The sequence below is a fragment of the Angustibacter luteus genome, assembly GCF_039541115.1.
GTDB lineage: Bacteria > Actinomycetota > Actinomycetes > Actinomycetales > Angustibacteraceae > Angustibacter > Angustibacter luteus.
In genome coordinates, this window is record NZ_BAABFP010000002.1 from 1,077,357 (window position 1) to 1,097,793 (window position 20,437).

Annotated in this window: 23 protein-coding genes and 2 pseudogenes; 11 read left to right on the top strand and 14 right to left on the bottom strand. The window is 72.5% G+C overall.

Annotation, left to right across the window (positions count from 1 at the left end):
• Position 1: 1 nt before the first annotated feature.
• The 7 genes from nuoE to ABEB17_RS05255 all read right to left on the bottom strand — a co-directional run bounded on the left by nuoE (position 2) and on the right by ABEB17_RS05255 (position 5,095).
• Positions 2 to 847 carry an NADH-quinone oxidoreductase subunit NuoE gene (gene nuoE / locus ABEB17_RS05225; protein WP_345715530.1) on the bottom strand — a complete coding sequence of 282 codons (846 nt, stop codon included), beginning with the start codon at positions 845 to 847 and terminating at the stop codon, positions 2 to 4.
• A complete protein-coding gene (locus ABEB17_RS05230) occupies positions 847 to 2,226 on the bottom strand; it encodes an NADH-quinone oxidoreductase subunit D (protein WP_345715531.1) in 1,380 nt (459 codons plus the stop codon). The genes nuoE and ABEB17_RS05230 overlap by 1 nt, the downstream gene beginning before the upstream one ends.
• Positions 2,226 to 2,978: an NADH-quinone oxidoreductase subunit C gene (locus ABEB17_RS05235; protein ID WP_345715532.1), complete on the bottom strand. Its 753-nt coding sequence runs from the start codon at positions 2,976 to 2,978 to the stop codon at positions 2,226 to 2,228. Before ABEB17_RS05235 ends, ABEB17_RS05230 begins: the two co-directional genes overlap by 1 nt.
• Entirely contained in the window at positions 2,975 to 3,529 is a 555-nt protein-coding gene (locus ABEB17_RS05240) for a NuoB/complex I 20 kDa subunit family protein (protein WP_345715534.1), read from the bottom strand. The genes ABEB17_RS05235 and ABEB17_RS05240 overlap by 4 nt, the downstream gene beginning before the upstream one ends.
• A 7-nt stretch (positions 3,530 to 3,536) precedes the next feature.
• Entirely contained in the window at positions 3,537 to 3,896 is a 360-nt protein-coding gene (locus ABEB17_RS05245; protein ID WP_345715535.1) for an NADH-quinone oxidoreductase subunit A, read from the bottom strand.
• A gap of 251 nt (positions 3,897 to 4,147) precedes the next feature.
• Positions 4,148 to 4,321, bottom strand: coding sequence for a CsbD family protein (locus tag ABEB17_RS05250; RefSeq protein WP_345715536.1), 174 nt, complete (start codon positions 4,319 to 4,321; stop codon positions 4,148 to 4,150).
• Between the two features lie 81 nt (positions 4,322 to 4,402).
• Positions 4,403 to 5,095 (bottom strand): demethylmenaquinone methyltransferase, encoded by a 693-nt coding sequence (locus ABEB17_RS05255; RefSeq protein ID WP_345715537.1) that lies wholly within the window; start codon positions 5,093 to 5,095, stop codon positions 4,403 to 4,405.
• 60 nt (positions 5,096 to 5,155) lie between these two features.
• Here ABEB17_RS05255 and ABEB17_RS05260 point away from each other — a divergent pair, with 60 nt between their 5' ends.
• Positions 5,156 to 6,418: an isochorismate synthase gene (locus ABEB17_RS05260; protein ID WP_378227043.1), complete on the top strand. Its 1,263-nt coding sequence runs from the start codon at positions 5,156 to 5,158 to the stop codon at positions 6,416 to 6,418.
• A gap of 13 nt (positions 6,419 to 6,431) precedes the next feature.
• Here ABEB17_RS05260 and ABEB17_RS05265 read toward each other — a convergent pair whose 3' ends face one another.
• Complete coding sequence (locus tag ABEB17_RS05265) at positions 6,432 to 6,866, bottom strand: PH domain-containing protein (RefSeq protein ID WP_345715538.1); 435 nt, start codon at positions 6,864 to 6,866, stop codon at positions 6,432 to 6,434.
• A gap of 77 nt (positions 6,867 to 6,943) precedes the next feature.
• Between ABEB17_RS05265 and ABEB17_RS05270 the strand changes: the two genes are divergently transcribed.
• Positions 6,944 to 8,053, top strand: coding sequence for a beta propeller repeat protein (locus ABEB17_RS05270; RefSeq protein ID WP_345715540.1), 1,110 nt, complete (start codon positions 6,944 to 6,946; stop codon positions 8,051 to 8,053).
• Here the strand turns inward: ABEB17_RS05270 and menD are convergent.
• A complete protein-coding gene (gene menD, locus ABEB17_RS05275; protein WP_345715541.1) occupies positions 8,022 to 9,740 on the bottom strand; it encodes a 2-succinyl-5-enolpyruvyl-6-hydroxy-3-cyclohexene-1-carboxylic-acid synthase in 1,719 nt (572 codons plus the stop codon). The two genes, ABEB17_RS05270 and menD, sit on opposite strands and share 32 nt — an antisense overlap.
• A gap of 98 nt (positions 9,741 to 9,838) precedes the next feature.
• Between menD and ABEB17_RS05280 the strand changes: the two genes are divergently transcribed.
• The gene (locus ABEB17_RS05280; RefSeq protein ID WP_345715542.1) at positions 9,839 to 10,312 is read left to right on the top strand and encodes a VOC family protein; all 474 of its coding nucleotides are present in this window, start codon (positions 9,839 to 9,841) and stop codon (positions 10,310 to 10,312) included.
• A gap of 17 nt (positions 10,313 to 10,329) precedes the next feature.
• Here the strand turns inward: ABEB17_RS05280 and ABEB17_RS05285 are convergent, their stop codons facing one another.
• Positions 10,330 to 11,283 (bottom strand): o-succinylbenzoate synthase, encoded by a 954-nt coding sequence (locus ABEB17_RS05285; protein WP_378227080.1) that lies wholly within the window; start codon positions 11,281 to 11,283, stop codon positions 10,330 to 10,332.
• 84 nt (positions 11,284 to 11,367) lie between these two features.
• Here ABEB17_RS05285 and ABEB17_RS05290 point away from each other — a divergent pair, with 84 nt between their 5' ends.
• From ABEB17_RS05290 to ABEB17_RS05300, 3 genes are all read left to right on the top strand, one after another.
• Positions 11,368 to 12,303 (top strand): 1,4-dihydroxy-2-naphthoyl-CoA synthase, encoded by a 936-nt coding sequence (locus ABEB17_RS05290; RefSeq protein ID WP_345715544.1) that lies wholly within the window; start codon positions 11,368 to 11,370, stop codon positions 12,301 to 12,303.
• A gap of 66 nt (positions 12,304 to 12,369) precedes the next feature.
• Positions 12,370 to 12,771 carry a VOC family protein gene (locus ABEB17_RS05295; protein WP_345715545.1) on the top strand — a complete coding sequence of 134 codons (402 nt, stop codon included), beginning with the start codon at positions 12,370 to 12,372 and terminating at the stop codon, positions 12,769 to 12,771.
• Between the two features lie 14 nt (positions 12,772 to 12,785).
• Positions 12,786 to 13,175 (top strand): cupin domain-containing protein, encoded by a 390-nt coding sequence (locus ABEB17_RS05300; protein WP_345715546.1) that lies wholly within the window; start codon positions 12,786 to 12,788, stop codon positions 13,173 to 13,175.
• 7 nt (positions 13,176 to 13,182) lie between these two features.
• Here ABEB17_RS05300 and ABEB17_RS05305 read toward each other — a convergent pair whose 3' ends face one another.
• Positions 13,183 to 13,803, bottom strand: a complete 621-nt coding sequence (locus ABEB17_RS05305) for a DUF4234 domain-containing protein (RefSeq protein ID WP_345715547.1) — start codon at positions 13,801 to 13,803, stop codon at positions 13,183 to 13,185.
• Positions 13,804 to 13,979: 176 nt separating this feature from the next.
• On the opposite strand from ABEB17_RS05305, the pseudogene ABEB17_RS05310 reads away from it, so the two are divergent.
• The 4 genes and pseudogenes from ABEB17_RS05310 (at position 13,980) to ABEB17_RS05325 (ending at position 16,908) form a co-directional block, all read left to right on the top strand.
• Positions 13,980 to 14,371: pseudogene (locus tag ABEB17_RS05310) on the top strand (PPOX class F420-dependent oxidoreductase).
• Positions 14,372 to 14,408: 37 nt separating this feature from the next.
• Positions 14,409 to 15,590 carry an o-succinylbenzoate--CoA ligase gene (menE, locus tag ABEB17_RS05315; protein ID WP_345715548.1) on the top strand — a complete coding sequence of 394 codons (1,182 nt, stop codon included), beginning with the start codon at positions 14,409 to 14,411 and terminating at the stop codon, positions 15,588 to 15,590.
• Positions 15,591 to 15,658: 68 nt separating this feature from the next.
• The gene (locus ABEB17_RS05320) at positions 15,659 to 15,973 is read left to right on the top strand and encodes a hypothetical protein (protein ID WP_345715549.1); all 315 of its coding nucleotides are present in this window, start codon (positions 15,659 to 15,661) and stop codon (positions 15,971 to 15,973) included.
• A gap of 62 nt (positions 15,974 to 16,035) precedes the next feature.
• Positions 16,036 to 16,908, top strand: coding sequence for a 1,4-dihydroxy-2-naphthoate polyprenyltransferase (locus tag ABEB17_RS05325; protein WP_345715550.1), 873 nt, complete (start codon positions 16,036 to 16,038; stop codon positions 16,906 to 16,908).
• 72 nt (positions 16,909 to 16,980) lie between these two features.
• Here ABEB17_RS05325 and ABEB17_RS05330 read toward each other — a convergent pair.
• Together ABEB17_RS05330 and ABEB17_RS05335 are read right to left on the bottom strand one after the other, a co-directional pair.
• Positions 16,981 to 17,178: pseudogene (locus ABEB17_RS05330) on the bottom strand (DUF4229 domain-containing protein); the annotation flags it as partial.
• Positions 17,175 to 17,669 carry an Lrp/AsnC family transcriptional regulator gene (locus ABEB17_RS05335; RefSeq protein ID WP_345715551.1) on the bottom strand — a complete coding sequence of 165 codons (495 nt, stop codon included), beginning with the start codon at positions 17,667 to 17,669 and terminating at the stop codon, positions 17,175 to 17,177. The gene ABEB17_RS05335 and the pseudogene ABEB17_RS05330, both read right to left, overlap by 4 nt.
• A gap of 327 nt (positions 17,670 to 17,996) precedes the next feature.
• On the opposite strand from ABEB17_RS05335, the gene ABEB17_RS05340 reads away from it, so the two are divergent.
• The gene (locus ABEB17_RS05340) at positions 17,997 to 19,886 is read left to right on the top strand and encodes a putative bifunctional diguanylate cyclase/phosphodiesterase (RefSeq protein WP_345715552.1); all 1,890 of its coding nucleotides are present in this window, start codon (positions 17,997 to 17,999) and stop codon (positions 19,884 to 19,886) included.
• Here ABEB17_RS05340 and ABEB17_RS05345 read toward each other — a convergent pair.
• Positions 19,862 to 20,365: a GNAT family N-acetyltransferase gene (locus tag ABEB17_RS05345; protein WP_345715553.1), complete on the bottom strand. Its 504-nt coding sequence runs from the start codon at positions 20,363 to 20,365 to the stop codon at positions 19,862 to 19,864. The genes ABEB17_RS05340 and ABEB17_RS05345 overlap by 25 nt on opposite strands.
• Positions 20,366 to 20,437: the final 72 nt, after the last annotated feature.

The following is a 20,437-nucleotide window of genomic DNA, read 5'->3' on the forward strand; positions in this document are numbered from 1 at the left end:
CTCAGACCTCCTTCTCGTGGGCGGCGCCCTCGCTGCCGGCGTCACCCGACGGCGGCTTGACCTCTGCGTCGTTCGCACTCGGCGCTTGCTTCTTCTTGGTGGACTTGGCGGCGACCTTCTCGACTGGCGCGGGAGCCGTGCCGTTGCCGCCCGACGGAGCCTGCCAGCCCTTCTCCCGAGCCAGCTTCAGGCCCTCCAGCGACGGGCCGGCAGCGCCGACACCTTCGTCGGCCAGGCCGTCCGAGAAGCCCGCCAGGGTGCGCGAGACCTGCTTGAACGTGCAGACCTTGGACGGACCGCGGGTCGGGCGGACGTCGGCACCGGAGCGCAGCTGGTCGGTGAGCTCGCGAGCGCTGGCCGGGGTCTGGTTGTCGAAGAACTCCCAGTTGACCATCACCACGGGAGCGAAGTCGCAGGCCGCGTTGCACTCCACCCGCTCGAGGGTGATCGCGCCGTCCTCGGTGGTCTCGTCGTGGCCGACGTCCAGGTGCTCGGACAGCGCCTCGAAGATCTGGTCGCCGCCCATGATCGCGCACAGCGTGTTGGTGCAGACGCCGACGGTGTACGTGCCGTTGGGGTGGCGCTTGTACTGGGTGTAGAACGTCGCGACGCCGGCCACCTCGGCCGTGGTCAGGTCGAGGGTGCGCGCACAGAACTCGACGCCGCGCTGGCTGACGAAGCCCTCCTCGGACTGCACGAGGTGCAGCAGCGGGAGCAGCGCGGAGCGCTTCTGCGGGTAGCGCGAGACGATCTGCGCGGCGTCCACGTCGAGTCGCTCGAGGTCGGCGGCCGAGTAGGTCTCGGCGCCCTCGTCGGCCGTGAACACCTGCTGGTACTCCGCGGACATCAGCGGTCCACCCCTCCCATCACGGGGTCGATGGAGGCGACGGCGACGATCACGTCGGCCAGCTGGCCGCCCTCGCACATCGCAGCCGTCGCTTGCAGGTTGTTGAAGCTGGGGTCCCGGAAGTGCGCTCGGTACGGGCGAGTCCCGCCGTCGCTGACCAGGTGGACGCCGAGCTCGCCCTTGGGCGACTCCACCGCCTGGTACACCTGGCCGGCCGGGACCCGGAAGCCCTCGGTGACCAGCTTGAAGTGGTGGATGAGCGCCTCCATCGAGGTGCCCATGATGTTGCGGATGTGGTCCAGGCTGTTGCCCATGCCGTCCGGGCCGATCGCGAGCTGGGCCGGCCAGGCGATCTTCTTGTCCTCCACCATGACCGGTCCCGGCGTGGCCTGCAGGCGGTCCGCGGTCTGCTCGATGATCGACAGCGACTCGTAGCACTCGTCGAGCCGGATGCAGAGGCGGCCGTACGCGTCGCAGGTGTCGCGCGTCATGACCTCGAAGTCGTAGGTCTCGTAGCCGCAGTACGGCTCCGACTTGCGCAGGTCGTGCGGCAGGCCGGTCGAGCGCAGGATCGGGCCGGTGATGCCCAGCGCGATGCAGCCGGTCAGGTCCAGGTAGCCGACGTCGACGGTGCGGCCCTTGAGGACGGGGTTCTCCAGGAGCAGCGCCTCGAGCTCACCGAGCCCGCGCCGCACGGCGGGGATCATGTCGCGGATCAGGTCGATCGCGCCGGGGGGCAGGTCCTGGGCCACGCCGCCGGGGCGGATGTAGGCGTTGTTCATCCGCAGGCCGGTGATGTTCTCGATCACCTTGAGCACCCGCTCGCGCTCGCGGAAGCCGATGGTCATGACCGTGGTGGCGCCCATCTCCATCCCGCCGGTGGCGGTGGCGACCAGGTGCGAGGAGATCCGGGTGAGCTCCATCATGAGGACCCGGATGATGGACGCCCGCTCCGGGATCTGGTCGGTGACGCCGAGCAGCCGCTCGATGCCCAGGCAGTACGCGGTCTCCTGGAACATCGGGGTCAGGTAGTCCATGCGCGTGCAGAAGGTCACGCCCTGGGTCCAGGTGCGGAACTCCATGTTCTTCTCGATGCCGGTGTGCAGGTAGCCGATGCCCGCGCGGGCCTCGGTCACCGACTCGCCGTCGATCTCGAGGATGAGGCGCAGCACGCCGTGCGTCGACGGGTGCTGCGGGCCCATGTTGACGACGATCCGCTCCTCGCCGAGAGCGGCGGCCTCTGCGGCCACGTCGTCCCAGTCGCCGCCGGCGGCGTTGAAGACCGGGCCGTCCGAGGGGCCCTCGGGGTCGGTGATGCCGTACGGGTCCGAGTGGCCCGCAGGGGCGGCTGCGCCGGTGTGCACCGTCTGGTCGCTCATCAGCTGTACGACCTCCGCTCGTCGGGCGGCGGGATCTGCGCGCCCTTGTACTCGACGGGGATGCCGCCGAGGGGGTAGTCCTTGCGCTGCGGGTGACCCGGCCAGTCGTCCGGCATGAGGATGCGGGTCAGCGCCGGGTGCCCGGTGAACTCGATGCCGAACATGTCCCAGGTCTCACGCTCGTGCCAGTCGTTGCCCGGCCAGACCCGCACGACGCTGGGGATGGTGCGGTCGTCGTCCGGGCAGGTCACCTCGAGCCGCACCCGGCGGCCGTGCGTGAGGGACACCAGGTGGTAGACCGCGTGCAGCTCTCGACCCACCTGCTCGGGGTAGTGCACCCCGCCGACGCCCGAGCAGATCTCGAAGCGCAGCGTCGGCTCGTCGCGCAGTGCCTGGGCGACGCTCAGCAGGCCCGAGCGACGGACGAACAGGGTGAGCTCGCCGTGCTCGACGACGACCTTCTCGATGGCGTCGTCAAAACTCGTCCCCGCGTCGTCGAGCGCGGCCGCCAGGTCGGTCGCGGCGCCCTCGAACCAGCCCTCGAGCGGCCGCTCCGCGGGTGCCCCGAAGGCGACCGGACGGACCAGGCCGCCGTAGCCGGAGGTGTCGCCCGTCTGGGCGCCGAACATGCCGGTGCGGACCTCGATGACCTCGGCCTCGGCCTGGGTCTTCGCCACCTCGGACGTCGTCGGCGCGGCCTCCTGGGCCACGACGGCGTCCTGCTTGGTCTGGTCCGGGGTCTCGTCGCTCATCGCAGCAGCCCGTGCATGTGCTCGGTCGGCGTGGCCTGCAGCGCGGCCGCCTCGGCGGCGCGGGCCGCCTCCACGCGGTTGGCGCCGAGCGGCATGGTCTGGATGTGCTGGTGGAGCGTGATGATCGCGTTCAGCAGCATCTGCGGGCGGGGCGGACAGCCCGGCAGGTAGATGTCGACCGGGATCACGTGGTCGACGCCCTGCACGATCGCGTAGTTGTTGAACATGCCCCCACTGCTGGCGCACACGCCCATCGAGATGACCCACTTCGGCTCGGGCATCTGGTCGTATACCTGACGCACCACCGGTGCCATCTTCTGGCTGACCCGGCCGGCCACGATCATCAGGTCGGCCTGGCGCGGCGTGGCACTGAAGCGCTCCATGCCGAACCGGGCGATGTCGTAGTCCGGCGTGCCGACGGCCATCATCTCGATGGCGCAGCAGGCCAGACCGAACGTCGCCGGCCACACCGAGCTCTTCCGCATGTAGCCGGCGAGAGCCTCGACCGTGGTCAGCATGAAGCCGGCTGGCAGCTTCTCCTCGATACCCATCTCGACCTCAGTCCCAGTCCAGCCCACCGCGACGCCAGACGTAGGCGTAGGCGATGAACACGGTGAGGATGAACAGCACCACCTCGACGAGGGCGAACAGACCCAGGCGGTTGAACGCGACCGCGAACGGGATCAGGAACACCGACTCGATGTCGAAGATGATGAACAGCATGGCGGTCAGGAAGTACTTGACCGGGAACCGGCCGCCGCCGACGGCGTGCGGCGTCGGCTCGATGCCGCACTCGTAGGCGTCCAGCTTGGCGCGGTTGTAGCGCTTGGGCCCGGACAGCGAACCGGCGGCGATCGAGAAGACCGCGAAGCCTGCTCCGATGGCGAACAGGACGAGGATCGGCACGTACGGGTTCACGCCGTCTCGCTCCCCTCTGGTTCCTGGTCGTGGCGGGTCGTGTGCGGTCGTTCCCTACGCTCACCAGCGCCCTAGCGGACCCAATCCTAGGGCCGACGAACGAGGGCTCTAGGTAAGGCAAGCCTCACTAGCGGCGGAGGCGGCTCGTGGGGCTTGTGACTGGCTTCACGAGCGCTTGCACTCTACGCGCAGGCTCCTGCAACGAACGGACCGGCACCCCCCTCTGCTGGAGGTGTGCCGGCCGAGTCGACTCAGTGCTTGAAGGCGTCCTTCACCTTCTCAGCGGCCTGCTTGATGTCGGACTTGGCCTGGTCGCCCTTGCCCTCGGCCTCGAGCTGCTCGTTGTCCGTCAGCTTGCCGGCGGCCTCCTTGGCCTTGCCCTGCAAGTCTTCGCCGCTGTTCTGCAGCTTGTCGTCGGCGCCCATGGGGATCTCCTTAGGTTGGGAACCTCTCCAGTCAAGACCTGGTGCGCCCGACCCGCATCTCAGGGACGACGAGCTGGGGGCTCAGGGACGACGAGCGCGATGCAGCGCGACGATCCCGCCGGACAGGTTGCGCCAGGCGACCTCACCCCAACCGGCCTGCTGGAGCCGGCTGGACAACGCGGTCTGGTCCGGCCACTCGCGGATCGACTCCGCGAGGTACACGTACGAGTCCGGGTTCGAGCTGACCCGCCGGGCGATCGACGGCAGCGCTCGCATCAGGTAGTTCACGTAGATCGCCCGGAACGGCGCCCACACCGGGTGGCTGAACTCGCACACCACCAGGCGGCCGCCCGGCTTGGTGACCCGCAGCAGCTCGCGCAGCGCCAGGTCGGTGTCGACGACGTTGCGCAGGCCGAACGACATCGTGACGGCGTCGAAGCTCGCGTCGGCGAACGGCAGCCGGGTCGCGTCGCCGGCGGTGAACGACAGGTCCGGACGACGGCGCTTGCCCACCCGCAGCATGCCGAGCGAGAAGTCCGCCGGCACGACGCGCGAGCCGGCGTCCACGAACGGCTCGCTGCTGGTGCCGGTGCCGGCGGCCAGGTCGAGCACCATCTCACCGGGCCGCGCGTCCAGGGCGCGCACCACGGCGCGGCGCCACAGCCGGTCCTGGCCCAGGGAGAGCACGTCGTTGGTCAGGTCGTAGCGGTCCGCGACGGTGTCGAACATCGCGGCGACCTCGTCGGGCCGCTTGTCCAGGTGGGCTCTGCTCACGGCGCCATCCTCGCGCACCTCGTGCCGACGTCCGAGCCAGGCCCACCTACTCTGGTGCGCGTGACCGTCGCCCCGTCTGCCGCCGCGGCACCGCTCGTCGTCCGCACCAGCGAGATCGACGACCCCGGTCCGCTGCTCTCGTTGCTGCCCGACCAGCCCGCCGCGTCGTGGGTCCGGCAGGGCGAGGGCATCGTCGGGTGGGGCGAGGCCGCGCGCTTCGAGTCCAGCGACACCGACCGGTTCGAGACCGCGCAGGCCTGGTGGCGCGAGATGGTCGAGCACGCGGTGGTCCGCGACGAGGTCGGCGTGCCGGGCACCGGCGCCGTGGCGTTCGGCTCGTTCGCGTTCGACGCGCGGTCCGCGCGCTCCAGCGTCCTCACCCTGCCATCCGTCCTCGTCGGCTCCCGGCACGGCCGCACCTGGGTGACAACCATTGCGGCGCAAGGGGTTCTGCCCGCGGCCGCCGACCTGTCGGTGCACCGCGCGAGCGGGCCCGGGCCGGTCAGCTTCGCGGACGGGTCCATGTCCGCGGCGAACTGGGAGCTCGTCATCGCGAACGCCGTCGAGCGGATCGCGGCCGGTGACGTCGACAAGGTCGTGCTGGCCCGCGACCTGGAGGCCCGGACGGCTGGCCCCATCGACGTGCGCTGGCTGCTCACCGGTCTGGCCGAGCGCTACCCGGGTTGCTGGACCTTCGCGGTGGACGGCCTGGTGGGTGCGACCCCGGAGCTGCTGGTCCGGCTCGAACGCGGCCTGGTGCACTCCCGGGTGCTCGCCGGCACCATCCGACGGACCGGGGACGACGAGCACGACCTGGCGCTGGCCGGCTCGCTGGCCCGTTCCAGCAAGGACCTGGAGGAGCACGAGTACGCCGTCCGGTCGCTGGCCGAGGCGCTGGCGCCGCATTGCTCCTCGATGAACGTGCCCGAGTCGCCATTCGTGCTGCACCTGCCGAACGTCATGCACCTGGCCACCGACGTGGCAGGCGTGCTGGCGGACGGCGCGACGTCCCTCACCCTGGCCGCCGCGCTGCATCCGACCGCGGCTGTCGGCGGAACCCCCACTGCCGCAGCGATCGAGCTGATCCGCGAGCTGGAGGGCATGGACCGCGGGCGGTACGCCGGGCCGGTCGGCTGGACCGACTCGACGGGTGACGGCGAGTGGGGCATCGCGCTGCGCTGCGCCGAGACCGACCCGAGCGACCCGCAGCGGCTGCGGCTGTTCGCCGGCTGCGGCATCGTGGCCGGTTCGGACCCGGAGGCCGAGCTGGCCGAGTCCGACGCGAAGCTGGTCCCGATGCGCGACGCCCTCTCCGGGGCCTGACCGCGGGGTCCGTTCAGTGGTCGCGAGCACCGCCCTGACGGCGCCGCTGCTTGCGGATCTGCTCGAGCTCGGCCGCAGCGAGCCGGCCCGGCCTGCGCGCGTACGCCAGCGCGCGACCGGAGTCGGAGAACGCCGACACCGTGTGCGTGCGCGAGTCCCGGCACCGCACCCAGACCGTGCCGTCGTACCCGAAGCGCTGGATCTCGCGCCAGGGGATCGCCACGGTGCGGAACCAGTTCACCAGGAACACGTGTTCCTGGCCGACGACCACCCGCAACGTCCACCCCCGCGCGGCGGCGAAGAAGCACGCGGCTGCTCCGATCTCCGCGAGGTAGCGGGCCGGGGTATCCCGCGACAGCGCCACGGCCAGCAGCAGCACTCCGAACCCGAGCAGCGCCAGCAGCTGGATCAGGCGTTGCCACAGCGGCGGACGGATCACTCGGTGCACCCGAGCATGGTGCCCGACGCCGGCTTCCGTCGCCTGCATCTGGCAGCAGGCGGTGCTCAGGGGTACGTTGCCGAGGCATGAGCGCCCGAATTGCGTTGCGTCAGCTGATCCGTCCCCTCGCCGTGGTCGTGACGGCGGCCGCCCTGGCCGTCCCGGTCGGCCTCGTGTCGGCCCAAGGTGCGGCCGCGCACCCGAGAGGTGGTGAACACGTGAGCTGGCAGGACACCCCGACCGGTTCGACGGCCCAGTTTCGCGGCTTGGCGCCGGTCAGCCGCAAGGTCGCCTGGGTCTCCGGCACCGAGGGCACGGTGCTGCGCACCACGGACGGCGGGCGTACCTGGGACGACGTCTCCCCCGCCGGCGACCTGAGCGCCCTGCAGTTCCGCGACATCGAGGCGTTCGACGCCCAGCACGCCGTGATCCTGTCCATCGGCGACACGACGGGCGCGTTCCGGATCTACCGGACGTCGAACGGCGGCCGCACCTGGCAGCTCGGCTTCACCAACACCGACCCGGCCGCGTTCTACGACTGCATGGGCTTCTGGGACGCCCGGCACGGCATCGCGATGAGCGACCCGGTCGACGGCAAGTTCCGGATCATCACGACGAAGGACGGCGGCCGGTCCTGGTCCGTCGTCGACCCGGCCGGGATGGTGCCGGCCCTGGACGGCGAGTTCGGCTTCGCGGCCAGTGGCACCTGCCTGGTCACCGCGGGCAGCCGGGACGCCTGGATCGCGACCGGCGGCGGCGCGCAGTCCCGGGTGCTGCGCACCCACGACGGCGGGCGCACCTGGCGGGCCGCGACCACGGCCGTGCCCAGCGGGCCGAGCGCGGGCATCTACTCGCTCGCCGTCCGGGGCCGGTCGCAGCTGCTGGCGGTCGGCGGCGACTACGCCCTGCCGGACGCCGGCGTGGTCTCGGCGACCTCGTTCGACGCCGGGCACCGGTTCCTGGCCGGTGGGGCGAACGGCGGCTACCGGTCCGGCTCGGCCTGGCTGCCGCGGACCTGGGCGTCGGCGATCGCCGTCGGCCCGACCGGCTCGGACGTGTCCACCGACGCCGGGCGGCACTGGCGCACGTTCGACACCACCAGCCTGGACAGCGTGGCCTGCACCCGGGACGGCGCGTGCTGGGGCTCAGGCGCGGCCGGCCGGGTCACGAAGCTGGTGAGCCAGCCCGGTCGCTGAGGGCGGACGCCGCGGCCTGGTGGAGCCGGTCGCGCAGGTCGCGGTGCGCGCTGCGGTCGACGCGCACCTCGACCACCCGCAACCCGACCGGCCGCAGTCCGATCTCGGCGGCCAGCTCCTCGGCGGTCTGCGCGCTGACGTGCTCGACGCCGGCCCCCGCGCAGAAGCCCGCGAGGTCGGCTCCGTGCGGGGTGCCGAACACGCGGTCGAACGCGTCGGAGTGCTGCGGTGCACCGGGTTCCAGGGTCGTGAAGATGCCCCCGCCGTCGTCGTTGACGACCACCACGGTGAGGTTCGGCTGCGGCTCGTGCGGTCCGACGACCAGCCCGGCCACGTCGTGCAGGAACGTCAGGTCGCCCATGAGCGCGTACGTCGGCCGATCGTGTGCGAGAGCGACCCCCACCGCGGTCGAGAGGCAGCCGTCGATCCCGGCCAGACCGCGGCTCGCGGCCACCAACGGCCCACCGCCCGCCCCGGCGAGGTCGAGGTCGCGCACCGGGTTGGACGACCCGACGAACAGGCTCGTGTCGGTTCCCAGCCGGTCGAGCAACGTCGCCGCGACCGCGAGCCCGCTGGGCCAGGAGTCGGCGGTCAGCGGCGAGACCGCCTGTGCCACAGCCCGTCCGGCCCGCTCCCAGGCGGCCAGCCAGTCCGGGTGGGCCACCCCTGCGTGGTGCCCGGGCGCGCGCAGGGCCTCGAGCGGGAGGACCCGGCGAACCCGAGCGCCCGGGTCGGGCCACGGTCCGCTCGGTCCGACGAGGTCGACGTCCGTCGCGTCGTGCCCGAGCAGCGCGGCAACGGCACGGCTCAGCGTCGGGCGACCGACGACGACGACGCGCTCGGGTCGGTGCGCGTCCAGCCAGTCCGCGCTGCCGAGCAGCAGCGAGCCGTGCGGCAGGGCGCGAACCCGCGCGCCGCGGCTTGACGGCTCCGCCACCACCGGCCAGCCGTGCGCCTGGGCGACCTCGGCCGCCGCCGCACCCCAGTCCGGCCCGGCCAGCGGCAGGTCGCCGACCAGCACCAGGGTGCGGCGTCCGTCGTCGTCGATCGGCTCGGTCGAGATCGCCTGCGGCGCGGCGCTCGTCCACGGGCTGCCGTCGGCGCGGCCGTCGCGCTCCGCTCCGCCCGGCGAACCGTCCGGTACCAGCGGCTCACGGAACGGCAGGTTCAGGTGCACCGGGCCGGGCTGCCCACCCCGGTCACCCTGGGCCGCCAGCACCGCGCGGGAGGCTACCGAGCGCCAGGTGGGGGCCTGGCCCGGACGGTCGTCCGGGGTGCCCAGGTCGTGCTGCCAGCGGACCGCGGAGCCGAAGATCGCGACCTGGTCGGTGGTCTGGTTCGCCCCCGTCGCGCGCAGCTCGGGCGGCCGGTCGGCGGTCAGCAGCAGCAGCGGGACGCTCGCGTGGGACGCCTCGAGGACCGCCGGGTGCAGGTTGGCCACCGCGGTGCCGGACGTCGTCACCACCGGGACGGCGCGGCCACTGGCCTTCGCCAGGCCGAGCGCGAGGAAGGCGGCCGACCGCTCGTCGGTGCGCACGTGCAGCCGCAGAGCGCCAGCGCCGTCAGCCGCGTGAAGGGCGAACGCCAGTGGCGCCGACCGCGATCCGGGGCAGAGCACGGCCTCCCGGACGCCGTGCCGCACCAGCTCGTCGACCAGGACCCGGGCGCAGGCAGTGGCGGGGTTCACCCGGCCGATCCTGCCATCACCTGGGCGCGGCACGACCGATGACTTCGCGCCGCACCGCCGGTCTGCTTTTCTGGTACCCGACCACAGGAGGCCCGACCATGCCCCAGCTCGTCCCGAACCTCTGGTTCGACACCCAGGCCCACGATGCCGCCGAGTTCTACGTCTCGGTCTTCAAGAACTCGCGGATCGTCCACGTCGCCCACTACGGCGACGCCGGTCCGCGCGAGGCTGGATCGGTGCTGAGCGTCGACTTCGAGCTCGACGGGCAGCCGTTCATCGGGATCAACGGCGGGCCGGAGTTCACCTTCGACGAAGCGGTGTCGTTCAAGGTCCCCTGCGCCGACCAGGCCGAGGTCGACTACTACTGGGACGCACTGCTGGCGGGCGGCGGCGAGGAGTCGCAGTGCGGGTGGCTCAAGGACCGGTTCGGGTTGTCCTGGCAGGTCGTGCCGGACGCGTTGGGCGAGCTGCTGGGCGACCCCGATCCCGAGCGCGCGAGCCGCGCGATGCGGGCCATGCTCGGCATGCGCAAGCTGGACGTCGCCGCGCTCCGCGCCGCGGCCGACGGCTGAGCGCGGCTCCCGCAGTCTCAGCGCGTCTCAGCTCGGGCTCGGGCCAGGACGTCGTAGCACCGCACCAGACGGTCGAGCCACCACTCGCGGCGGTCGGCTGGCGCAGCGCACTGCGCCAGCGCGTCCGGGGCGACGTCGCTGGCGGCGGACACCGACAGCACCCCGCCTGACGGTCTCAGGGGGGCGCTCGCCACATCGCGCTCGAACAGGCCGACCGTGCCGAGACCGCAGGCGAACGGCAGCACGGGCAGCGCCGCCGCGAGCGCCACACCGCCCGCGATGCCCACCGAGGTGTCCAACGCCGACGACACGACGACGGGTAGCCCGCAGGCGGCGGCGACCTCCAGGGCCGACGCCACCCCACCGAGCGGCGCGACCTTGACGACGACGACGTCGGCGCTGCCGGTTGCCGCGACGCGCAGGGGGTCCTCGGCCTTGCGGATGCTCTCGTCGGCCGCGACCAGCACGTCGAGGCCGGCCCGCGCCAGGTCGACCCGCAGCGCGGCGAGCTCCGGCAGCGTCGCGCAGGGCTGCTCGGCGTACTCCAGCTCGTACGGCGCCAGGGCGGCGAGCGCCCGGCGCGCGTCGTCCACGGTCCAGGCGCCGTTCGCGTCGACCCGGACGCGCCCGGACGCCCCCAGCAGGGCACGGACCTCGGCCACTCGCGCGACGTCGTCGGACAGCGACTGACCCGGCTCGGCCACCTTGACCTTCGCGGTGGTGCACCCGTCGAACCGGGCCAGGACGCCGGCGACGTCGGCGGCCCGGACCGCGGGCACCGTGGCGTTCACCGGCACGACGTCCCGGACGGCCGCCGGCGGCGGCCGCCAGCCCGAGTCGAGGGCCGCGGCGAGCCAACGGGCGGCCTCGGCGTCCCCGTACTCCAGGAACGGCGAGAACTCGCCCCAGCCGGCCGGCCCCTGCAGCAGCAACGCCTCCCGCACCTCGACCCCGCGAAAGCGCACCCGCATGGGCAGGCTCACGACGTGCGCGGACGCGAGGAGGTCGTCGAGCCGGGGCAGGGAGGGCTGGTGCACCCGCCTATCCTCGCGGATGTGACCAGCGAGCGAGTGAGTGAGATCTTCGACCCGGCGGCGTGGCGGGTCGTCGACGGCTTCGACTTCACCGACATCACGTACCACCGCGCCGTCGAGCAGGGCCGGGACGTCGGCACCGTCCGGATCGCGTTCGACCGGCCACAGGTGCGCAACGCCTTCCGCCCGCACACGGTCGACGAGCTGTACCGGGCGCTGGACCACGCGCGGATGACGCCGGACGTCGGGTGCGTCCTGCTCACCGGGAACGGCCCGAGCGAGAAGGACGGCGGCTGGGCCTTCTGCAGCGGCGGCGACCAGCGCATCCGCGGGCGCAGCGGCTACCAGTACGCGGATGGCGAGACCGCCGACACGGTGGATGCGGCGCGGGTGAAGGCGGCCGGGGGGCGGCTGCACATCCTGGAGGTGCAGCGGCTGATCCGCACCATGCCGAAGGTCGTGATCGCCGTGGTGAACGGGTGGGCGGCCGGTGGTGGTCACAGCCTGCACGTGATCTGCGACCTGACGATCGCCAGCCGCGAGCACGCCCGGTTCAAGCAGACCGATGCGGACGTCGGATCGTTCGACGGCGGGTACGGCAGTGCCTACCTGGCCAAGATGGTCGGCCAGAAGAACGCACGGGAGATCTTCTTCCTCGGCCGGACGTACGACGCCGAGACCATGCAGCGGATGGGTGCCGTCAACGAGGTGGCCGACCACGCCGAGCTGGAAACCGTTGCGCTGCAGTGGGCGCGGGAGATCAACGGCAAGTCGCCAACGGCGCAGCGGATGCTGAAGTTCGCCTTCAACCTGACCGACGACGGCCTGGTAGGCCAGCAGGTGTTCGCCGGCGAGGCGACCCGGCTGGCGTACATGACGGACGAGGCCGTCGAGGGACGGGACGCGTTCCTGGAGAAGCGTGACCCCGACTGGTCCCCCTTCCCCTGGTACTTCTGACCCGTAGCCTGCGGGCGTGAAGGGCCCGGGGCGACCGGCACCCGTTCGACGACACGAGGAGCAGCCATGACCACCCCGTCTCCGACCGTGTGGCCGAGCCTGCGGTACAGCGACGCGCCGTCCGCGATCCGGTTCATCGTGGACGTCCTCGGTTTCGACGAGACCCTCGTCGTGCCCAGTGACACCGGCGGTGTCGCGCACTGCCAGCTCAGCTGGCCGGCCGGCGGCGGGGTCATGCTGGGTAGCGGCGAGGGCACGCACGCGAAGGTCCCCGCGGACGCCGGCGGCCTGTACGTCGTGACGGAGACCGCGGCGGACGTGGACCGGATCCACCTCGCCGCGGTGGCTGCCGGGGCGACGAGCGTGCGCGAGCCCGAGGACCAGGACTACGGCGGCCGCGTGAGCACGTTCGTCGACCCCTGGGGCGTGCACTGGAGCTTTGGCGACTACCGCGGCGAGCCCCGCTGAGGGACCCTGGTCGGATGGATGCCGAGCCGAACGCCGTCCCCGTCACGCACGTCCCCGCCGAGTCCTTCCGGGACGGCGAGCCCACGCCGGGCATGACCCGGCACGTCGGGCTCGACGTCGCGGGCATGTGGAGCGGCACGGTCGACACCGAGGCGGGTGCGGTCTCGGGTTGGCACCACCACGGCTCGCACGAGACGACGATCTACGTCGTGCGCGGCCGGATGCGACTGGACTCCGGGCCGGACGGCGCCACCGCCGTCGAGGCGCACGCGGGCGACTTCATCCACGTGCCGGCGTTCGCCGTCCACCGCGAGTCAAACCCCGGTGACGAGGCCAGCAAGGCTGTCGTCGTCCGGTGCGGCGACGGGCCGCCGACGTTCAACGTCGACGGCCCCGCCACGTGATGCCAGCTCAGGCGGCGCCGACCGAGCGCCAGTAGTCGTTGAGCGCGCCGTTCGTCTTGATGAACCACACCAGCGGTCCGATGATGATCAGCATGCCGGGGAAGTACCAGAGTCCGGTGAGCCCCGAGACCGGCGGCCGCTCGCCGCGCCGCTCGTACAGGTTCCCGACCTCGGACGAGTTGATGTAGGGCATGACGAACCCGACGAAGATCGCCAGGATCAGCGCGATGCCGCCGTCGATCCCCTGGCCGGAGTGCCGCTTCATCTCGCTGTGGGTCGCGTAGAACCAGTACAGCGAGTAGAAGCCGAGGGTCACGATGCACAGCAGGATGCACACGCCGGTGCCGCGGACCTGACCGATCGGCGCCGGGCCGCCGTAGGGCGCCGGGTAGCCGACCGGCGCGGCCGGGGCGGGCGCGTACGACGGTGCGGCCGGCGCCAGGCCGTAGGTGGCCTCTGGTGCGGGCGGCGCGGGAGGGGCCTCCGGCGCGGGCGGCGCCTCCGGCGCAGGAGGGGCCTCCGGCGCGGGCGGCGCGACGGCCTCGACCGGGGCCGGCTCGATGGGCTCGACCGGGGTGGGCTCGGCGGACTCGTCCGGGGACGGCGGCGTGGGGGGTGTCTCGCTCAAGGTGTGTCCTTCGAAGGGTCAGCGACGGGCGGAGTGACAGAGAGCCTAGAGCGCTCGTGGTCCGCGCGGTCGGCAAACACGACCTTTGGGATGCGTCGACCATGCTGCCTCGGCAAGCGCGCCGGGCCCTCGCGGCCGGAGAGCAGCGACGATGTCCCCGACGTAGCGTCTCGACCATGGACCTGCCAGAAGCCCTGACCGATCTGCTCCGCGCTCGCAGCACGTGCTTCGTCGCGACCACCATGCCGGACGGCTCCCCTCAGCTCACCCAGACCTGGGTGGACACCGACGGCCAGCACATCATCTCAACACCGTGCAGGGCTACCAGAAGGTCCGCAACGTCGAACGCGACGCCCGGGTCGCCGTGACCGTGTCGTCGCCGGACAACCCCTCCCGCTACTTCGCCGTCCGCGGTCGGGTCACGGACGCGACCACGGACGGCGGGGCCGAGCACATCGAGAAGCTGGCCCAGCGCTACCTGGGCGGGCCCTATCCCTGGTACGGCGGGCGGGACCAGACACGCCTCATCCTGACGATCACGGCCGACCGGATCCACGCCGTCGGGTAGCCGTCGAGCTCCGCTGCGTCCGCCCTAGGCTGGCGAGGTGCCTCGCCTGCTCACCGCCGTCGACCTCGCGGCCCGCCCGCTGGACGACGCGCTCGACCAGCTGCGCGCCGCCCTGGACGGTACCGGGGACGCGCTGCTGCCGACCTCCTCGGACGCCGCCGGGGCCGGCGCCCGCGACGCGCTCGCCGCCGGTACGGAGCTCGACTCGAGCGAGGACGACCCGGACGACCCCACCGCGCTGGTCGTCGCGACGTCCGGCTCGACCGGCGAGCCCAAGGGTGCCCTGCTGCCGGCGTCGGCGCTGCGCGCCTCGGCGAAGGCCACCGAGGAGCGGCTCGGCGGCCCCGGGCACTGGCTCGCCGCCCTGGCGCCGCACCACGTCGCGGGCGTGCAGGTGCTGCTCCGGTCGCTGCTCGCCGGCACCCGGCCCGTCCGGCTGGACCTGCGCGACGGCTTCGACCTGGCTCAGTTCGCCACTGCCGCAACGGATCTCACGGAGCGGCCCGGCCGCACCTACACCGCGCTCGTGCCCACCCAGCTGGTCCGGGTGCTCTCGGACGGCGGGGAGGCACTGGGCGCCCTGGCCCGCTTCGACACCGTCCTGCTCGGTGGCGCGGCCGCACCGCCCGCACTGCTCGCTCGGGCCCGCGAGGCCGGCGTGCGTGTCGTGACGACGTACGGGATGAGTGAGACCTGCGGCGGCTGCGTGTACGACGGGAGACCGCTGACCGGCGTCCGCGTCGAGGTCGGTGACCGGATCAGGCTGGGCGGCGCGGTGGTGGCGCGCGGCTACCGGCTGCGGCCGCAGGCCGCGCAGTTCTCGGCGGCCGACGGCACCCGCTGGTTCACGACGGACGACGTCGGCGAGCTGCGCGATGGCGTGCTGACGGTGCACGGCCGGGCGGACGACGTCATCGTGACCGGTGGCGCCAAGGTGTCCCCGCAGGCCGTCGAGGTCGTGCTCGCCGAGCAGCCCGGCATCCGGGAGTGCCTCGTGGTCGCCGTCCCGGACGACGAGTGGGGCCAGCGCGTGGTCGCCCTCGTCGTCGCCAACCCGCTACCGGACCTGGACGCGTTGCGCCGCAGCGTGTCCGACCGGCTCGGCGCGCCCTCGGCACCTCGCGAGGTGCTGCCGGTGACCGCCCTTCCCACGACAGCCTTGGGCAAACCGGACCGGCGGGCGGCAGCCGAGCTGGCCCGTGTCCGGCTTGCCCGTTGACCCGGCGAACCAGCGGGTGGAACGTCGGGTCGAGCTGTCGATCAAGGCAGTCGATCGAGGAGGTCACCATGGCCGGTTTCATCCAGATCATCGAGTTCCGCACCTCCCGCTGGGACGAGCTGCAGGCACTCGCGCAGGAGTTCGAGGACAGCCGCAACGAGGCGTCCGCGTCCGGCTCCAGCCCGACGAAGATCCACGTCGTCGGCGACCGCGACGATCCGGGGCGCTTCCTGAACATCGTCGAGTTCGAGTCCTACGAGGCGGCGATGGAGAACTCGGACCGCCCCGAGACCGGCGAGTTCGCCGCCCGCATGCAGGCCCTGTGCGACGGTCCGCCGACGTTCCACAACCTCGACGTGAAGTACGAGGCGCAGATCGGCTGATCGGGCGGGCGCTGCCAGGCCCCGTGCACGCGCCTCCGCAGCGACAGGGGAGGATCCCTGTCGTGGCAACCCGAGCACAGTGGATCGAAGGCGCCCGTCCGCGCACCCTGCCGGCGGCGGTCGCGCCCGTCGTGGCGGGCACCGGTGCGGCGGCAGACCTGGGCGAGGCGAGCGTCGGGCCGGCCCTGCTGGCCCTCGTCGTCGCGCTCGCACTGCAGGTCGCGGTGAACTACGCCAACGACTACTCGGACGGCGTGCGGGGCACGGACGACGTCCGGGTAGGTCCGTTGCGGCTGACCGGCTCCGGCGTGGCAGCACCGGGCGCGGTCAAGCGGGCGGCGTTCCTCGCGTTCGCCGTCGCCGGGCTGGCCGGACTGGCCCTGGTCGTGGTCTCGCAGGCGTGGTGGCTGCTGCCGGTCGGGGTCGCGGCGGTCCTGGCCGCGTGGTTCTACACCGGCGGCTCGCACCCGTACGGCTACAGCGGCCTGGGCGAGGTCTTCGTGTTCGTGTTCTTCGGCCTGGTCGCGGTGCTGGGGACGACGTACACCCAGGCCGGCACGCTCGGCTGGGTCGCCTGGGCCGTCGCGGTGGCGATCGGCTGCCTGGCCTGCGCCTTGCTGGTGGCGAACAACCTGCGCGACATCCCGACCGACCGCGAGGTGGGCAAGCGGACGCTGGCCGTGCGCCTGGGAGACCGCGGCACCCGGGGCCTCTACCTGGCCCTCGTGTCGCTGCCCTACGTCCTGGTCCTCGTGCTGGCCACGCACCAGCCGTGGGTGCTGGTCACGTTGGCCTCAGCCGTGCTGCTGCGGCCGGCCGTCCTCGCCGTCGTGCGCGGCGGCACCGGGCGCGAGCTCATCCCCGCGCTGCGGGACACGGGGCGCGCCGAGCTCGCCTTCGGCGTCCTGGTCGCGCTCGCCCTCGGGCTGGGCTGAGAGCGCCTCAACCTCCGCGTCCTCGGCCTCGGCGTCGTCGTCCCCCTGCGCCTCAGCCGTGCGAGCCGCCACCCGGTCGGCGAGGGTCTGGGTCATCGCCGTGCGCGGGCCCTTCAGCACGACGTACGACAGCGGCACCGACACGACCAGGGTCAGGATGATCAGCAGCGGCGGGTTGTGCACGTCGACGGCCGCGAGCAGCAGCCAGAGCACGAGCAGCACGGCGAACAGCAGCATGAACCGGAGCAAGGTGTAGCGCAGGACCGTCACGACTCAGAGCCTACGGAAGCCGATTCGTCGTCATCTGGCGGCTCCACGACGGCGGGCAGCGATCGCCCCTCCCAGTTCGTCGCGAGGACGACGGTCGTGCGGGTCCGGGAGACCCCGCGCACCCGGCGGAGCTTGGAGATCACGCTCTCCAGCCCGGCGACGTCCGCGGCGCGCACCTTGACGACGTAGTTCTCGTCGCCCGCGACGTACCAGCAGTCCTCGACCTCGAGGATGTCGCGCAGCTGGTCGACGATGTCGTCGCCGTCCGCGTCATCGCTCTGGTACAGGTCGACCAGGGCGCTGACGGACAGGCCGAACGCCTCGGCCGACACCACCGCCTGGTACCCGCTGATCACGCCCTGCTCCTCGAGGCGGCGTACCCGCTCCTGCACGCTGGGGCCGGACATCCCGACGAGCCGGCCCAGCTCGGCCCAGCTCGCCCGCGCGTTCTCCCGCAAGGCGCCGACCAACCGGCGATCCGTGGCGTCCACAGCCACCCCTTTCGAAGCCCAGGCACACATTCGTTGGTCCAGTGTGCCACTTCACCTTGGATTTGTTGAGTGGTCCGTCAAACCTCTGTTACGATCTTATATCGATGGCCCATCACGCCATCGTTTCCCAGGGCAGAAGCCCCTTTCTGAGAAGGACATCATGGTTACCCCGGAGTACGCCCGCGCCTACATCGACGAGCTGTCCCAGCTGGGCCAGCCCAAGGCCGCCGGCCCACAGCGTCTCAGCCTCGCCCGGCTCCTGCGCCGGTTCTCTCGCTGAACGCAGAATCGGTCAGGTCTGACCACCTGCACGCCGATGGGGACCATGTGAGTCCGGAATCCGAGCAGTCCAGGGCGGACGGCTCGGCTCGAGGCTCGAACGAGCTGCTCGAGCCGGTCGTCCCGATCCTGCTGTCCGCCGTCGCCGTCGTCGCATGCCTGACGGTGGACGCCGGGCCGCCGGCCCTGGCGCTCTCGATCGCGCCCGCCCTGCTCGGCGTCGCCGGACTCCTGGGCTGGCGAGGGACGACCGCGCTGCTCGTGCGCGCGACCTCGCTGGCCACCATCGCGTTCGTGCTCCCGGTGGTCGACGTGGCCCTCGTGCCGCACGTGCTGCAGTGGTGGTACGCCATCGCGGCCGTCTACCCGCTGCTGCTCGTGCGGTACGGCTCGACCCTCGCCGTCGCCCTCGGCCTCGCGCTGTACGTCCAGTACCCGCTCGGGACGGCGTCACCGACCGCCACCACGGCGAGCTGGGTGCTGCGTGCGGTGCTGGTCGGCGGCATCGGCCTCATCGTGGCCCGGGCCGGCGCGGCCTACCGCGACGCCCGCGACTCCGCGCGCCGCCGGCAGCTGGCCGCTGAGGCCGCCGAGCGCGAGCTGCACCACGCGACGACCCACGACGCCCTCACCGGCATGCCCAACCGGACGTCGCTGGACCTGTTCATCGACATCGCCCTGCACGCCCGGTCAGGCGAGCCGGACGACCAGGTGGCCCTGCTGGTCCTCGACCTGGACCGCTTCAAGAACGTCAACGAGACGCTCGGCCACCTGGCTGGGGACCGGTTGCTGCGCGAGGCCGCCGAGCGGCTGCTCGGCTCGCTGGGTCCGGACCAGCGCGCCGCCCGCCTCGGCGGCGACGAGTTCGCCGTCGTCTGCGCCGCGACCAGCGCCGCCGACGCCCAGCTGGCCGGCGAGCGCCTCGTCGAGCTCTTCGACGAACCCGTCGAGGTCGGCGGGGCGCCGTACCGGATCGGCCTGTCCGTCGGGGTCGCCCTGTCCGGCCACGGCATCGAGGAGCGCAGCGACCTGCTGCGCTCCGCCGACGCCGCCATGTACGCCGCCAAGCGCAGCGGGCGAGGACGCGCCGTCTCCTTCGACGCCGCCATGAGCGAGGACGTCGCCGCCAACCTCGCGGTCGAGCAGCAGCTGCGCGAGGCGATCTCGCTCGGCGCCGCGACCGGCCCGACGATGAGCGCGGACGCCATCACCGCGGTCTTCCAGCCCGTGGTCGACCTGGACAGCGGCCTCGCCGTGTCCGCCGAGGCCCTCGCCCGCTGGGAGCTGGACGGCCAGGCCATCTCGCCGCTGCGCTTCGTGCCGCTGGCCGAAGAGCTCGGCCTGGGACGCGAGCTGGCCGTCGTGGTGGCGCGCCAGGCCATGCACGCGCTCGCCGGCTGGCGCACCCAGGGCATGCACGACATCGGCAGCGTCGCGATCAACATCAGCGCCACGGACCTGCTCTCCCCCGGCCTGGCCGACGAGCTGGCTGAGCTGGTGCGCGACTGCGGTCTTCCGCCGGGCTCACTGACGCTCGAGATCACCGAGCGGGACGTCGTGGACGACGTCGAGCGCACCCGCGCGACGCTGCAGGAGCTGCGCACCCGCGGCATCACGGTCGCCGTCGACGACTTCGGCACCGGTTTCTCGTCCCTGGCCTACCTCGCCCGGCTGCCCCTGCAGGTCCTCAAGATCGACCGCGAGTTCGTCGCGACCCTGCACGCCGACGACACCATCGCCCGCACCGTCGTCGGGCTGGCCAAGTCGTTCGGCATGGACTGCATCGCCGAGGGCATCGAGACCCCCGAGCAGCTCGGCGCCCTGTTCGCGCTCGGTGTGAACGCCGGTCAGGGCTGGCACCTCGGCCGCCCGGTCAGCGCCCAGGGGTTCCCCGCCGCGGTTGCCGCGCAGGCTCAGCCCGCCAGCTCCAGCACGTAGACGACCAGCGAGACGCCCGGCAACGGCTCCCAGTCACGCTCGGGGCGACGGACGAAGCCCATCGACGCGTAGAGGCCGAGCGCCGCGCCCATGATCGGTCTGGTGGACAGCACGAGCCGACTGGCGGCCTCGTCCCGGGCCAGTCGCACGCACGTCTCGGTGAGCAGGCGGCCGACCCCGCGACCGCGGGCACTGGGATCGACCGCCAGCATCCGGAACTCCGCCTCGCCGTCGCGGGCGATGTCCGCGTACGGCGATCCTGCCCGCACGAACGCGACCGTGCCCAGCAGCGTTCCCGCGGTGTCGTCGTCCACCGCGACCAGGAGGTCGCTGTGCACGGCCCGATCCGCCGCCTTGCGCAGCGTGTCCGCGTAGTCCGAGCCCGGCGGCACCAGGCCGTCGGCGAGGTAGGCGCTCGCGGTCAGCTCGCCGATCGCCTCGTACTCCTGCGGGCCAGCAGCCCGGACCACCACGCTCATGCGGTCAGTCTGCCAGCGGCGCATCAGAGCACTGCGCCCCGCCGATCAGGAGGCGATGGAGTCGTGTCGCGG

What these genes read in the sequence shown, in the direction of transcription:
- ABEB17_RS05300 (WP_345715546.1), top strand. Translation starts at nt 12,786, where the DNA reads ATGGATGCCGAGCCGAACGCCGTCCCCGTCACGCACGTCCCCGCCGAG.
- ABEB17_RS05235 (WP_345715532.1), bottom strand. Translation starts at nt 2,978, where the DNA reads ATGAGCGACGAGACCCCGGACCAGACCAAGCAGGACGCCGTCGTGGCC.
- ABEB17_RS05320 (WP_345715549.1), top strand. Translation starts at nt 15,659, where the DNA reads ATGGCCGGTTTCATCCAGATCATCGAGTTCCGCACCTCCCGCTGGGAC.
- ABEB17_RS05295 (WP_345715545.1), top strand. Translation starts at nt 12,370, where the DNA reads ATGACCACCCCGTCTCCGACCGTGTGGCCGAGCCTGCGGTACAGCGAC.
- ABEB17_RS05345 (WP_345715553.1), bottom strand. Translation starts at nt 20,365, where the DNA reads ATGAGCGTGGTGGTCCGGGCTGCTGGCCCGCAGGAGTACGAGGCGATC.
- ABEB17_RS05230 (WP_345715531.1), bottom strand. Translation starts at nt 2,226, where the DNA reads ATGAGCGACCAGACGGTGCACACCGGCGCAGCCGCCCCTGCGGGCCAC.
- ABEB17_RS05250 (WP_345715536.1), bottom strand. Translation starts at nt 4,321, where the DNA reads ATGGGCGCCGACGACAAGCTGCAGAACAGCGGCGAAGACTTGCAGGGC.
- nuoE (WP_345715530.1), bottom strand. Translation starts at nt 847, where the DNA reads ATGTCCGCGGAGTACCAGCAGGTGTTCACGGCCGACGAGGGCGCCGAG.
- ABEB17_RS05280 (WP_345715542.1), top strand. Translation starts at nt 9,839, where the DNA reads ATGCCCCAGCTCGTCCCGAACCTCTGGTTCGACACCCAGGCCCACGAT.
- ABEB17_RS05270 (WP_345715540.1), top strand. Translation starts at nt 6,944, where the DNA reads ATGAGCGCCCGAATTGCGTTGCGTCAGCTGATCCGTCCCCTCGCCGTG.
- ABEB17_RS05285 (WP_378227080.1), bottom strand. Translation starts at nt 11,283, where the DNA reads ATGCGGGTGCGCTTTCGCGGGGTCGAGGTGCGGGAGGCGTTGCTGCTG.
- ABEB17_RS05240 (WP_345715534.1), bottom strand. Translation starts at nt 3,529, where the DNA reads ATGGGTATCGAGGAGAAGCTGCCAGCCGGCTTCATGCTGACCACGGTC.